Raw genomic sequence first — 13119 nt, forward strand, 5'->3', positions numbered from 1 at the left:
CGGATCATGAAACTCAGTGCTAACACCATTTTCATCACCGGTGGAACTTCAGGCATCGGCCGAGCCTTGGCAGAGGCCTTCCATCAGCGCGGCAACAAAGTGATCGTTGCGGGGCGCCGCCAGGCACTGCTGGATGAAATCGCCCAGGCCAACCCAGGCATCGATACCGTGCGCCTGGACATCAACGATCCGCAGCAGATCAAGGCGGTGGCCCAAGAAGTGATCCGCCGCCATCCTTCACTGAACGTGATCATCAACAATGCCGGCGTGATGCCATTCGACAACCCGGCCTCAGGAGACCATGACGACGAACAAGCAGTGAGCCTGCTACAGACCAACCTGTTGGGCCCGGTACGCGTCAGCGCTGCCTTCGTCGAGCACCTCAAGCGACAACCGGATGCCTACATCATCAACAACAGCTCGGTACTGGCCTACCTGCCGCTAGCGGCCACCGCGCTGTATTCGGCGACCAAGGCGGCCATACACTCCTACTCGCTGTCACAGCGATTCAGCCTGCGTGACACCAGCGTCAAAGTGTTGGAAATCGCGCCGCCTTGGGTCGACACCGACCTGATTCACAAGAGCGGTGATGAGCGTGCCATGCCATTGGGCGACTTCATCCAGGAGACCCTGGCCAAGCTCGAATCCGCCACTACAGAGGTCCTGGTGGATCGTGTCGTCCCACTGCGCGCTAATCAGGGCGCGAACGAGCACGAACTGATTCACCAATTCAACCAGTCGCTGGTTGACAACCCGATCCCCGTAGCCTGAACCCAACTCACCGAATCCGCGCCTGGATTCAGGCATGGCTGAACCTGAGCTCAGGGACAACAGTCTGTTCCGGTGAGCGTTTCGTCACGCTAATCGCCGAAGTCTTTTTCAAGTGGGTAGGACGTGCCATTCGCCAGAGCGATTCAGCGCTTGGCACATCCCCATCCATGCTGTTGGATCTGAGCTTGCCTCCCGCCGACAAACAACTCTGCACCATTCACAAAGCTTGAATCATTGCAGGGCAAGAACACCGCCGCGTTGGCGATCTCGATGGCTCAGCACCCTGCCCCCGCGGCACCTGCGATGCGAGGTAGTCGAGCAAACGGGGGTTGATACCCCACAGACACCAGAAGCTCCCCAATATGCCCCATCTCACGTTGGAAGCTTGTGCCATTGAGGCTCCTTCGCGGCTTGGGTTCCCCCCGGCCCTTCTCGTATGATCTGCCCATTCTGTTCTGGAACCAGACACGTGAAGTCGTTACCTGAAAACTTGCCAACTGGCCCACAAGCCGCCAAGGATGCGAAATGGAACGTGGGCGAGGCTGCCAATCAGCTTTCCTGGGATGATCTGCGGATCATCAAAACGCTGAGTGAATGCGGTAATCGCGCTGCCACGGCCAAGAAACTCGGCATCAACGTATCAACCGTCTCGCGTCGGGTTTCCCAGGTGGAAAAAACACTGGGCGTGGCTTTGTTCGATCACCGCAAGTCAGGCTATCTGCTCACCCTCGAAGGCGCGGAATTGCGAGCGCTCGCCGAGCGTGTGGAACTGGACATCATCAGCGTGACACGGCGAGTATCACGTGCCGGCCAGGGGCCGCTCGGTAAACTGCGCATTACCACCAGCGACTCACTGCTTCTGTACTTTCTCACCCCAATCATCGCGGACTTCAAAGCCCTCAACGAAGGCATCACGATCGAAGTGCTGGTGGGCAACGAATCACTGAGCCTTGCCCGGGATGAATCGGATATCGCCGTTCGGGCGACCAAAAAACCCGCCGAGAGCCTGGTTGGTCGCAAACTGGCCTCGATCGCCTGGGCTCCCTATGGCAGCAGCAATCACATGACGCCTGCTGCGCTCTTCGCTGAAGGCCAGGCTTGGGTTTCCTATTCCGCCGCGCTAAGAGGCTTGAAAGCGACGAGCTACGTCGAAAACAGGGTCGCTGCCGAGTGCATCGCCTTCCGCACCGACTCAGTCGCAGCCGCAAGCGCTGCCATAGCCGCAGGACTGGGCGTGGGTTTTCTGCCCTGCATGCTCGGCGATATCACGCCAGGGTTGGAGCGCATCGGCCCGGTGGTGCCCGAACTTCAGGATGAACTGTGGTTGCTGACTCACCAAGACATCCGCAAATCCTGGCGGGTCAAAGCATTCATGACGTTCTGTGCAGCCGCCGTTGCCAACCAGAAGCCTTTGATCGAGGGTCAACGGGAACTCCCGGTCCTTTAGCCCGAGACCGGGAGTGCCGCTCACTCAGCCCGTGACCCGATCACTGCTTTGCAAGCAATTTCGATCAACTGAGGGCGTTGGGCCAGCCTCGATACGCCGATGATGTTGCTCGCGCATTGCGGCCGCTCGGTGCCGTAGGCAGCCTTTCGTACCTTTCCGACCACTGCGAATGCAGCGTCCATGTCCAACACGTAGAGCGTTTCCTCCACGACATCCTCGAGCGTCGCACCGTACAGGGCGAGTAACTTGGCGATATTGTCGTACGCAGCGCGCATCTGGTCGCCCATCGAAGAGAAATCGCTGGGCTTCCCGTCACGATCCAGGGGGGCAGGCGCGATCAGGCTGCCCTCCTCGTCATGGTTGAACTGGCCAGAGACATAAATGTCGTTTCCTACCCGCCGTGCCTGCGGGTAGCCGTAACTCTTCTCCCATGGCACGCCCCAATAGGCGGTTTGTTTGTTGAGCGGTTGTGAAGCTGTCATCGCATTCTCCTGAGGCGAACCGGATCAGGTGGATCCGCCTTTGCGTACGAATCCTAGCAGGCAGATGAACAAGTCTGTGGCGCATTAGTGCGTTCCTACTGGCGCAAAAATGCGCCACCGCTTCGCGTTGGGTTTGGCTATCTTGTACTCGGACTCAAGCAACGGGCGTCGCCGAGGACATCACCCGATGGCTCAGCGAAGCCTGCCGAACGCGGGCGCCGAGGCTTGTGCGATGACCTTCATCTAGCAGACAGGGAGCAACAATGAACAATCCAAAAACTGAAGTCCTGACCCCGCTCAACAGCCAGCTGATCTTCATCGATCAGCAACCGCAGATGGCTTTTGGCGTACAGAGCATCGATCGTCAAACGCTCAAGAACAACACGGTGGGCCTGGCCAAGGCCGCCAAGATTTTCAATGTTCCCACCATCATCACGACGGTGGAGACTGAAAGCTTCTCTGGGCATACCTACCCCGAGCTGCTTGCTGTCTTCCCCGACGCTCCGCTGCTGGAGCGGACCTCCATGAACTCCTGGGACGACCAGAAGGTGAGAGATGCGCTGAAGAAAAACGGTCGCAACAAGATCATCGTTTCCGGCCTATGGACAGAAGTCTGCAACACCACCTTCGCCCTGTCGGCAATGAACGATGCCGGCTACGAAATCTACATGGTCGCAGATGCCTCTGGTGGCACGACCAAGGAAGCGCACGACTACGCAATGCAACGCATGATTCAGGCGGGTGTGATTCCTGTCACCTGGCAGCAAGTGCTGTTGGAATGGCAGCGCGATTGGAAAAACCGCGACACCTACGACGCCGTCATGGCGCTGGTCAAGGAACACTCCGGCGCCTACGGGATGGGTGTCGACTACGCGTACACCATGGTGCACAAAGCGCCTGAGCGCGTTCAGCATGGGCCTACCCTAGCCCCAGTCGCTGCGCCTGTCTGACCGTCACCAGCCCCTTGCGTCAAGGGGCTGCTCATCGCCCCTGTGAGGGGTACGCCAATCGGTCGTACCCCTCTTCATTGAATAAATGGACTTGTATGAACAGTGACAACTGCACTGTGCTGGCCAGTGTCGCACTGAAAACCACCGGGCGACTTAAACCCTGGCAGGTGACGACCGCGAAGAAGTTGATGCTGGACAATCTGGACACCGGCATATCCGTTACTGAGCTAGCTCAAGCCTGCGCCCTATCGCGCAGCCATTTTACCCGCATGTTCAGGGATACCCTGCAGATGCCCCCGCAGCAGTGGATGCGTGCGCAACGGTTGAAGAAAAGCAAGGAGCTGCTCGGAGGCTCGGGAATGTTGCTGGCCGAAATTGCACTGGAGTGCGGCTTTTGTGACCAGTCCCACTTTTGTCGGACATTTGCCAAGGCCGAAGGCATTTCACCGCTGGCTTGGCAGCGGCAAGCAACGCTTTAGCACCAAGCCGCCGGCCCGCGAGTCGCACAAGTTGCCGATTCGCGGACGCTCTTGGCATCAACGGGTTTTCCATTCCCGACATTGGGCCGTTCTAGAAACTGGCGCCAACACTGAACGCCAGATAATCGCGATCGCCGCGGGTGCCATAGTCACCGTCGATGAAGTCGGTGTAGGCAACGCTTGCCCAGTACTTGTTTGCCAATGTGGCATCCACACCCACGCTGATCGAGCGCGACCCTTCATTGAACGCGGAGCCATCGGTGGGGGAATAGCCCTTGACGTCATGAGCCCAGGCCAGGTTTGGGCGGATGTCCACGCCCTGGAGCAAACTCGGGTAGCTAAAGGTTGCCCGCAGCCGATAACCCCAGGAGAATGGCGTGACGAACCCCTCCCCGTTGCAGTCACCTGGACTTCTTGAAATTTCCAGGCACACGTCGTTGTCCGCAAGCTCGCCATTACCGTAGGCGCCAGAGCGGCCATAGCGCGGGCCGAAACGCCCCTCTAGCCCACCTACATAGGTGGCCCCCACCTCCCCGATCAGCAACAGTTGGTTAGCGCCCATCACCTGGCTGAACGTCTGCAGCGCCGACACCTGGGCTTGGGTCACTTCCTTGCGCCGGTAGCCGTTGAACAAGGTATTGCCGGTCGGCGGTCGCAGTCCATCGGCGTTGAGCGGGCTGCGCCCCGGCGCATTGAGCAACGACTGCAGCAGATCGTTTCCGTTCAGCTGTACCGGCATGTTCGGGCGATAGCTCACCTCGCCTTGCACGGCGGTGCCGTTGCGCAGCGTGGTGGCAAAGGTGATGCCATAGAGGCGAATGTCCTCGGGGTACTGCGCAACGTACTGCGAGGTACCCATACGCAGCGCACCGGCCAGAGTCTGCCCGTTGCTCGACGTCAGGAAGGCCCCGCAGTTGGACAATGGCACGCCGATGCTGCCGCACAAGCGCCTGGCAAAGTCGGTATTGGCGTAATAACGGCTGCTGACCGTGCCCAGGTACGGAGAGCGACTGTGATAGTTGGCCGCGTACAAACCAAACTCGGTATCCATCGGCTCGACATACCAGTGCAGCGAAAAGCCCCACTGGCCACCATTGCGCGCAGTCTGGTCGGCGCCACGCGGCACACGCACGCCCTCCTCGGTCAGCGTCACGCCAAAGGGGGCCAGTGCTTGGGTAACCACTGGGTTGGTGACCATCTGCCCACCGACGTCCAGGCCCTGACAACCTTCTGGCATGAAATCGTTCGCGGCGAAGAAAGTTGCACAGTTATCCAGCCGGGTCTGCTCCCAATCGAGCTGGTAGAAAGCGTCGAATGACACGGCCTGGTTGAGGTTCTGAGTGATATACAGCAGGTTGATCGGCACCAACGCATCCTTCACTTCGGTGCCAGGTCGGCGTAGCGCGGCCTGGTTGAACGGACTGATTACGTTCAGACCACCTTGAATGAACAGGCTTTCGCCCCAGTTCACGACCTGTTTGCCCAGGCGAAGCGAACCGGGCTCACCGTCGATGTCGTAGAGAGCATAGGCAAACGTGTCCAGCAACTCGGCGCCCGCGGTCTTCGTCGAAACCAGACGGTTGTTGTCGTCGATAGCGACCGCGCGCTGTTGGTGATCACGCTGCATTGTGTCGTACCAGTAGCTGCCACGCACGAACAGACCGACGTTATCGTGTCGTAGCTCCAGGTCGTGCGTCCCTTTGAAGATCGCCGAGAAGACATCCCCCGAACGGTAGTTTCGCCGCCCATCGTTGCCATTGGCGTACTGAAGTTGCTGCTTGTCCGGGTTGGCAGTGCTGATGGCTGTAGCGAACGAAAGGGCCGAGTCAAGCCGCCCTTCGAGTGGGCCGACATCGAATTGCAAGGCAGTGGCCGGTGCGGCGAGCAGGCAGCAGAATACCGCCAGCGGCGCTCGGCGCCGGCAGGAAAGGTTGTATACGCTCACTCTTAACCTCTTGTTGTTGTATTCGAGAGTGACAAGACAAGTTCAACGGGGAAAACGCCGGCCGCACTGGCCGGCGGTAGTAGTGGGAAGATTATTAGTGAGGTGGCGCGGCGGTCACAAATAGCGTCTTCGGATCAGTGCCATGCCGGTTCGTTATGGCTGGTGGGCGCGTTCAAAGCACCTCGAACAATCCGGCCGCGCCCATGCCTCCGCCAACACACATGCTGATCACTACGTAGCGCACGTTGCGCCGGCGGCCTTCGAGCAAGGCATGGCCGACCATGCGTGCACCGCTCATGCCATACGGGTGCCCGATGGCGATGGCGCCGCCGTTGACGTTCAGGCGTGCTGGGTCGATGTCCAACTGCTCGGCGCAATACAGCACCTGGCAGGCGAATGCCTCGTTGAGCTCCCACAGGCCGATGTCTTGCACCCGCAAGCCGTGCCGAGCCAACAGGCGCGGTATCGCCAGTACAGGCCCAATGCCCATTTCCTCCGGTGCCAGGCCGACCACCGCCATCCCTCGGTACAGCCCCAGCGGCCGTTGCCCCAGTCGGGCCGCGCGGTCACCGCTCATGAGCACGCATGCACTGGCGCCGTCGGACAACTGGCTGGCGTTACCGGCAGTCACACAGCCGCCCTCGATCACCGGACGCAGCGCCTGCAAGTCCGCCAATTGCGTGTGGGGCCGGTTGCCTTCGTCCTGGGTCAGATGCACGAGTTGATGAGTCTGGATGCCGGTATCCGGATCCACCAGCTTGCGCTGAGCGGTCACCGCAACGATCTCGTCGGCGAAGAGTCCAGCGTGTTGCGCGGCAGCCGTGCGCTGCTGCGACAGCAAGGCGTAGCGGTCCTGCGCCTCACGGTCGATGCCGTACTTCTGTGCCACACGCTCAGCCGTTTGCAACATGGGCATATAGGCGTGCTCGCACATGCGCCGCACCGTGGCATCTTGCGCAGCGTTGGCAGCCTGCATGTGCGCCTGCTGCACCAGGCTGATCTGCTCTTGCCCTGCCCCGACCACCACCTGCATACCCTCGCTGCGAATCTGCTGGGCGCCGATGGCGATGGCCATCAACCCCGAGGCGCATTGGCGATCGATGGTCTGCCCGGCCACCGACAGCGGCAAGCCGGCCGCCAACGCCGACAGGCGCGCCGGGTTGATCGCGGCAGTGCCGCTTTGCATGGCGGTGCCGAGCACCAGGTCCTCCACCTCTTGCGGTTCTATGCCGGCGCGCTCGACCGCCGCACGGATGGCGATGGCACTCATGCTTGGTGTAGTGAGGTCGTTGAAGGCGCCCCGCCAGGCTTTGGCGATAGGCGTACGCGCCGTGGATACGATGACTACGTCTTGCATGAAACAGCTCTCCTTGTGCAATTACGCCGGCAGCAAGCGTTCGAACGCGCTGCGCAGTTTGGCGGGAATGGGGACCGGCCGGTGGTCGCGGCGGTCAACGAAAACATGGGTAAAACGACCGGCAGCACAGGCTTGGGGTTGGCCCTCGACGAACACGGCCAGCGCGTACTGCACCGAACTGTTACCCAGCTTGTCGATGGCGATACCCACCTCGATGCGCTGCGGAAACGCAACGGAGGCGTAGTAGTCGCACGCCGAACCGGCCACATAGGCCACAACTGGGTCGCTGTGAACGTCCAGGCCGGCATGCTCGATCAGCCAAGTGTTCACGGCGCTGTCGAAATAGCTGTAGTAGATGACGTTGTTCACATGCCCATACAGGTCATTGTCATGCCAGCGCGTGCTGATCGGCTGGAAGTGACGGTAGGCGCCGCGCAGCGGGCGCTCCCTGGCCATGTTCAGAACGCCGCCTGGTAAAGGGCAAGGGCGTCGGCAAGGGTCACCTTGCGCGGGTTGTTGACCAGCAACCGTTGTTGCTGCATGGCGTCCTCGGCAAGCAGCTGCAGACTGTGCCGCGGTACGCCAACGTCACGCAGCCGGCTGGGCAGGCCGCAGCGCGGCGCAAGTTTCTCCAGTTCATCGATGAACTGGCAGCACAGTTCGTGCGGATCACCCGGCAGCAATCGCTCGCCCAACAGTGCTGGAGCCAACGCCGCGTAGTCGGCGAACGCCTCGCGCCGGTTGTAGCGCATGACGTGAGGCAGTACCAAGGCATTGGCCAGCCCGTGTGGTACGTGATAACGCGCCCCTAGCGGGTAAGCGAGCGCATGCACCGCCGCCACCGGGGCATTGGCGAACGCCTGGCCGGCCAGGCAGGCGCCCAGCAGCATGGCCTGGCGCGCCTGTAGATTGCCGCCGTTGTGCACCGCCTGGTCGAGGTTGCGCGCCAGCAGCGCCAGGGCCTCGCGGGCCAACAGGCTCGACATTGGATTGCGCTTGAACTGGCTGGTAGAGGCTTCGATGGCGTGGACCATCGCGTCGATACCCGTGGCGGCGGTGATCGCCGGTGGCAGGCCCAACGTGCGCTCAGCGTCCAGCAATGCCAGGTCAGGCAGCAACAGCGGCGAAATCACCGCCATCTTCGCCGACTCGCCAGTGGTGATCACGGCGATGGGCGTTACCTCCGAACCGGTACCGGCGGTGGTAGGGACCTGGATCAGGGGCAGACGCTGGCCCTTGGCTTGGTTGATGCCGTAGACCGCTTCCAGGCTTTGCTCGCAGTCAGGGTGCGCCAGCAGCGCAACCAGCTTGGCGACATCCATGGAGCTGCCGCCGCCAAAGCCGACGATCAGCTCGGCCCCGATGTGGCGGGCACGACCGACCGCTGCCAGTACGCAGGCATGACTGGGGTCGGCACTGACTTCACTGAAAATCGCCGCGCTCAGGTTCGCCTGGGTGAAGCCGGGCAACAGGTCATCGAGCATGCCCAGGCTTGTGATGCCCGGGTCGGTCACGATCAACACACGACGCGCGCCGCGTTGCTGACACAACTGGGCAAGGCGCCCCGCGGCGCCGACTTCGCACAACAGGTGGGGGGTGGTGGCAAAACTGAATGGCTGCATGTCCGAATTCCTTTTGTTCTTGTAGGGGAACGGCAAACCGGTCAGAAGGCGAAATGCGCTTCATCCAAGCTCATCAGGCACTGAGCACCGCCACGCAACGCCTCGCAGTGGGCACTGGCGCGCGGCAATATCCGCCGCCAGTAGAAAGCCGCCGCATGCAATTTCGCCTGGTAGAACGCGCCGTCGCCGCTACCTGCAGCCAAGGCAGCGCTTGCGCGCTCGGCTGCCCGGAGCCACAGCGCTGCCAGCAGCACGTAGCCTGAATAGGCGAGGAAGTCCACCGACACTGCACCGATCTCCTGAGGGTCGCAGCGGCAGGCATCGAGCACTTCAGCGCTCAGGTTGCGCCACTCTTGTAGACGCTGGATCACCGCCTCGGACATGCCCACCAGTTCTTTTGCGTGGCATTGGCGCGCCGCCGCAAGTAGCTGATCGATCAACAGCCACAGCTGCTCGCCGCCGTCGGCCAATACCTTGCGCCGAACCAGATCCAGGGCTTGGATGCCATTGGTGCCCTCGTACAGCTGGGTGATTCGGCTGTCGCGCATCAGTTGCTCCATGCCCCATTCGCGGATGTAGCCATGCCCGCCATAGAGCTGCACGCCAAGACTGGCGACCTCCTGGCCGACGTCGGTGAGAAATGCCTTCACGATGGGGATCAACAGTGCCGCCTGCCGGCCGGCGGCGGCCCGGTCCTCTGGCTGCTCGCCACCATGCTCCAGGTCGAGCGCCTGCGCCGCGAAAGCCGCCAACATGCGGCATCCTTCGCTGAGGGTTTTCTGGGTCAGCAGCATGCGCCGCACGTCAGGGTGGCAGATGATGGGGTCGGCACTGAGTTCGGGCGCCTGCGGCCCTACGAGGCTGCGCGACTGAAGACGCTCACGGGCATACGCCAGGCCGCCCTGGAAGGCCGCCTCGGCAATGCCCAGACCTTGTAGGCCGACCTGGAAGCGCGCGTCGTTCATCATGGTGAACATACAGGCCAGGCCCTGGTTGGCTTCGCCCACCAGCCAGCCACGGGCGCCGTCGAAGTTCATCACGCAGGTGGACGCGCCCTTGATACCCATTTTGTGTTCCAACGCGCCGCATTCGAGCGCGTTGCGCGTGCCCAGTCCACCCTCGGCTGAGCACACGAACTTCGGCACCAGGAACAAGCTGATGCCGCGAACCCCGACGGGCGCATCCGGAAGGCGTGCCAACACCAGGTGGACGATGTTGTCGGTCAGGTCCTGATCGCCGCCGCTGATGAAAATCTTGCTGCCGCTGATGCGATAGCTGCCATCGCCGTGCGGCTCGGCCCGAGTGCGCAGCAACGCCAGGTCGGTGCCTGCTTGGGGCTCGGTCAGGCACATGGTGCCGGTCCATTCACCGCTGACCAGCTTGCCCAGGTAATCACGCTTGAGAGCGTCGCTGCCATGCCGGTGCACGGCCAAGGCTGCCCCCTCGGTCAGACCGGAATAGATCCGGAAAGACAACGAGGCGCTCATCAGCATTTCGTGAAAGCATGCCGAGACCATCTGCGGCAAGCCTTGCCCGCCGTATTCCAGCGAGCCGGTCATACCGCCCCAGCCCTGTTCCACGTACTGTTGGTAGGCATCGCGGAAGCCATCGGGCGTGATTACACGGCCCTGTTCGAGGCGACAGCCCTGCTCGTCGCCTTGGCGATTGAGCGGTGCCACCACCTCGCTGGCAAAGCGCGCACCTTGATCGAGAATGCCGTCGATGGTTTCACGGTCCAGCTCATTGCCCAAGCGGGCGCAATGGGCCGTCACGTCGAAGACTTCGTGCAGGACGAACTGCATGTCACGCAGGGGGGCCAGGTAGTTCATGCGCGGCCCTCGCGGACATTGGCCAACGGCTTACCCTCGGCCGCCAGACGCATCAGCAACCCAGACGGGCGCCAGTGCTCGCCGAACAGGCCTTGCAGACGCTCCAGGCGCCCCAGCAACGACCCCAGTCCCTGTTGGTCGGCCCAGCGCATGGGCCCACCGATATCCGCCGGGAATCCATAGCCATGCAGGTAGACGCGGTCGATGTCATCGCTGCAACTGGCAACCGACTCCTCGAGGATCTTCGCACCTTCATTGACCAGTGCCAGCAGGCATCGCTCGCGGATCTCTGCTTCGCCGATCTCACGCGGGCGCACGCCCAGGTCGTGGGCAACCTTGAGCACCAGCGCATCGACCTCGGGGTCGTGCACGGCTTCTCGGCTTCCAGGGGCGTAACGATAGTAACCCTTACCCGTCTTCTGTCCGAAGCGACCCAGCGCACACAGGGCATTGTCGACCTGGGCCAGGGGGGCCTCCATTCCTACGCCGGCCAGCTGGCGGGCACGCCACTCCAGGTCGATGCCAACCACGTCGTACATGCGGAACGGCCCCATGGCCATGCCGAAGGCTTGCAGCGCCTCGTCCACCTGCCTTGGCGTCGCACCTTCCAGCAGTAGTTTGCGGGCCTCGGCGACATAGGTGGCAAGCATGCGGTTGCCGATGAAACCCGGACAGTTGCCAGCCACCACGACTTCCTTGCCCATCCGCTGCCCCAGGGCCTGGGCCGCATCGAGCACGGCAGGCGATGTGCGCTGACCACGTACCACTTCCAACAGCTTCATCACGTGCGCCGGGCTGAAGAAATGCAGCCCCAGTACCTGCTCAGGTCGCTGGGTCACGGCAGCGATCGCGTCTATGTCCAGCGCCGAGGTATTGCTGGCCAGGATTGCTTCAGCTTTGAGGGTATCGTCCAGCGTGCGAAAAATCTCCTGCTTGAGGGCAAGGTTCTCGTACACCGCTTCGATCACCAGGTCGACCTGGGCGAGGTCTGCATAGGTGGTTACCTGGCTCACGCGCGCCAGGCAGGCATCGGCCTCTGCCTGGTCGATGCGACCCTTGGCAACCTGCTGCGCCCAAGTCTGCTTGAGCATCGCCAGGCCCGTCTCCGTGGCGCGCGGGTCGTTATCCAGCCACAACACGGGCAGCCCTGCACGGGCCAGGCTGATGACAATGCCGCGACCCATCGTCCCGGCACCAATCACCGCCGTCTGCTCAACGTTATAGGGAGTATTCACGCATGACGCTCCTGATTCTCAGTGTGAAGGCATTGCCCCCACCCTAGTCAGGCGCCTACTATTTTTGAAATTTTCATTTTCCATCCCATGTATTTTTCGCATGAATATTGGCAACTTCGATCTCAACTTGTTGCGCGTGCTAGACATGCTGCTGCGCGAGCAAAATGTGTCTCGCGCCGCCGAGCGCCTGGCCCTGACCCAGCCCACGGTGAGCAACGCACTGGCCCGCTTGCGCGACCTGCTCGATGACCCATTGCTGGTACGGGTTGGCCGACGAATGCGGCCTACCCCGCGCGCGCTGGCCTTGGAGGGCCCGATCCGTGCGGCCTTACAACAGATAGAGCAGACCCTTGGCGGCGGAGACAGCTTCACGCCATCGGTGAGCCACCGGCAGCTGCGCATCGCCCTCACCGACTTTGCCGAACAGCTATGCATGCCCGGGTTATTGACCACCTTGCACAACCAGGCCCCCCACCTGCGCGTGGATGTCGTGCATCTGGCGCCCAACCTGCCGGCCGAAGCCCTCGACCGGGGTGAACTGGACCTGGTACTGGGGCGCTTCGACGAAGTGCCGGCACGCTATGAGCGACGCCACTGGCGCAGCGAGACCCTGCATGTGGCAGTACGCCAGGGACACCCCGACGTCGATGGCGCACTCGACCTGCAGACTTTCCTGGGCTTGCGTCATCTTTGGGTGCACGGCGGCCAGACCCGTGGCATGGTCGATCAGTGGCTGGGCGAGCAGGGTCTAGCCCGGCGTATCGTCTACACCACACCCAACTATCTGCAAGCCGCACACCTTGCCGCCAGTTCTGACTTGTGTGTGGTATTGCCCACCGCGCTGGCGCGCCATTTCGCCCAGTTGCTGCCGCTGCAGGTATTCGACCTGCCCTTCGCCCTGGAACCGTTCCAGCTGGAGCTGGTGTACCTTGCCCACCGCCAGCACGATCCGGCGTTGGCCTGGCTGGTGGCCCGTATCATGGACATACGCGCCGGCTGAGC

At 61.9% G+C, this 13119-nt stretch carries 12 protein-coding genes; 5 read left to right on the forward strand and 7 right to left on the reverse strand.

Annotation, left to right across the window (positions count from 1 at the left end; translation table 11 throughout):
• Positions 1-6 precede the first annotated feature (6 nt).
• Positions 7-771 carry an SDR family oxidoreductase gene (locus VXM67_RS14075; RefSeq protein ID WP_023380597.1) on the forward strand — a complete coding sequence of 255 codons (765 nt, stop codon included), beginning with the start codon at positions 7-9 and terminating at the stop codon, positions 769-771.
• Positions 772-1240: 469 nt separating this feature from the next.
• Positions 1241-2218, forward strand: coding sequence for a LysR family transcriptional regulator (locus tag VXM67_RS14080; protein ID WP_367237094.1), 978 nt, complete (start codon positions 1241-1243; stop codon positions 2216-2218).
• A 20-nt stretch (positions 2219-2238) separates the two neighbouring features.
• On the opposite strand, the gene VXM67_RS14085 is transcribed toward VXM67_RS14080, so the two are convergent.
• Positions 2239-2700 (reverse strand): Rid family hydrolase, encoded by a 462-nt coding sequence (locus VXM67_RS14085; protein ID WP_023380599.1) that lies wholly within the window; start codon positions 2698-2700, stop codon positions 2239-2241.
• Between the two features lie 263 nt (positions 2701-2963).
• On the opposite strand from VXM67_RS14085, the gene VXM67_RS14090 reads away from it, so the two are divergent.
• Both VXM67_RS14090 and VXM67_RS14095 read left to right on the forward strand, forming a co-directional pair.
• The gene (locus VXM67_RS14090; protein WP_023380600.1) at positions 2964-3650 is read left to right on the forward strand and encodes a hydrolase; all 687 of its coding nucleotides are present in this window, start codon (positions 2964-2966) and stop codon (positions 3648-3650) included.
• A gap of 95 nt (positions 3651-3745) precedes the next feature.
• Positions 3746-4129, forward strand: a complete 384-nt coding sequence (locus tag VXM67_RS14095) for a helix-turn-helix domain-containing protein (RefSeq protein WP_023380601.1) — start codon at positions 3746-3748, stop codon at positions 4127-4129.
• A gap of 91 nt (positions 4130-4220) precedes the next feature.
• Here the strand turns inward: VXM67_RS14095 and VXM67_RS14100 are convergent, their stop codons facing one another.
• From VXM67_RS14100 to VXM67_RS14125, 6 genes are all read right to left on the reverse strand, one after another.
• Positions 4221-6074, reverse strand: coding sequence for a DUF1302 domain-containing protein (locus VXM67_RS14100; RefSeq protein WP_027906944.1), 1854 nt, complete (start codon positions 6072-6074; stop codon positions 4221-4223).
• A gap of 172 nt (positions 6075-6246) precedes the next feature.
• On the reverse strand, positions 6247-7431 hold the full coding sequence (locus tag VXM67_RS14105) for an acetyl-CoA C-acyltransferase (RefSeq protein ID WP_027906943.1): 1185 nt from the start codon (positions 7429-7431) through the stop codon (positions 6247-6249).
• Between the two features lie 21 nt (positions 7432-7452).
• On the reverse strand, positions 7453-7887 hold the full coding sequence (locus VXM67_RS14110; RefSeq protein WP_027906942.1) for a thioesterase family protein: 435 nt from the start codon (positions 7885-7887) through the stop codon (positions 7453-7455).
• A 2-nt stretch (positions 7888-7889) separates the two neighbouring features.
• Positions 7890-9053 carry an iron-containing alcohol dehydrogenase gene (locus VXM67_RS14115; protein WP_023380605.1) on the reverse strand — a complete coding sequence of 388 codons (1164 nt, stop codon included), beginning with the start codon at positions 9051-9053 and terminating at the stop codon, positions 7890-7892.
• A gap of 41 nt (positions 9054-9094) precedes the next feature.
• Positions 9095-10882: an acyl-CoA dehydrogenase C-terminal domain-containing protein gene (locus VXM67_RS14120; protein WP_023380606.1), complete on the reverse strand. Its 1788-nt coding sequence runs from the start codon at positions 10880-10882 to the stop codon at positions 9095-9097.
• Positions 10879-12117: a 3-hydroxyacyl-CoA dehydrogenase gene (locus VXM67_RS14125; RefSeq protein WP_023380607.1), complete on the reverse strand. Its 1239-nt coding sequence runs from the start codon at positions 12115-12117 to the stop codon at positions 10879-10881. Before VXM67_RS14125 ends, VXM67_RS14120 begins: the two co-directional genes overlap by 4 nt.
• A gap of 100 nt (positions 12118-12217) precedes the next feature.
• Here VXM67_RS14125 and VXM67_RS14130 point away from each other — a divergent pair, with 100 nt between their 5' ends.
• Positions 12218-13117: a LysR family transcriptional regulator gene (locus VXM67_RS14130; RefSeq protein ID WP_023380608.1), complete on the forward strand. Its 900-nt coding sequence runs from the start codon at positions 12218-12220 to the stop codon at positions 13115-13117.
• Positions 13118-13119 lie beyond the last annotated feature (2 nt).

The sequence above is a fragment of the Pseudomonas sp. Rh2 genome (assembly GCF_040762985.1).
GTDB classification, from domain to species: Bacteria; Pseudomonadota; Gammaproteobacteria; order Pseudomonadales; family Pseudomonadaceae; genus Aquipseudomonas; species Aquipseudomonas taiwanensis.

Excerpts from the sequence above, each read along its gene's own strand:
- VXM67_RS14075 (WP_023380597.1), top strand. The coding sequence starts at position 7 with ATGAAACTCAGTGCTAACACCATTTTCATCACCGGTGGAACTTCAGGC.
- VXM67_RS14085 (WP_023380599.1), bottom strand. The coding sequence starts at position 2,700 with ATGACAGCTTCACAACCGCTCAACAAACAAACCGCCTATTGGGGCGTG.
- VXM67_RS14090 (WP_023380600.1), top strand. The coding sequence starts at position 2,964 with ATGAACAATCCAAAAACTGAAGTCCTGACCCCGCTCAACAGCCAGCTG.
- VXM67_RS14095 (WP_023380601.1), top strand. The coding sequence starts at position 3,746 with ATGAACAGTGACAACTGCACTGTGCTGGCCAGTGTCGCACTGAAAACC.
- VXM67_RS14105 (WP_027906943.1), bottom strand. The coding sequence starts at position 7,431 with ATGCAAGACGTAGTCATCGTATCCACGGCGCGTACGCCTATCGCCAAA.
- VXM67_RS14110 (WP_027906942.1), bottom strand. The coding sequence starts at position 7,887 with ATGGCCAGGGAGCGCCCGCTGCGCGGCGCCTACCGTCACTTCCAGCCG.
- VXM67_RS14115 (WP_023380605.1), bottom strand. The coding sequence starts at position 9,053 with ATGCAGCCATTCAGTTTTGCCACCACCCCCCACCTGTTGTGCGAAGTC.
- VXM67_RS14120 (WP_023380606.1), bottom strand. The coding sequence starts at position 10,882 with ATGAACTACCTGGCCCCCCTGCGTGACATGCAGTTCGTCCTGCACGAA.
- VXM67_RS14130 (WP_023380608.1), top strand. The coding sequence starts at position 12,218 with ATGAATATTGGCAACTTCGATCTCAACTTGTTGCGCGTGCTAGACATG.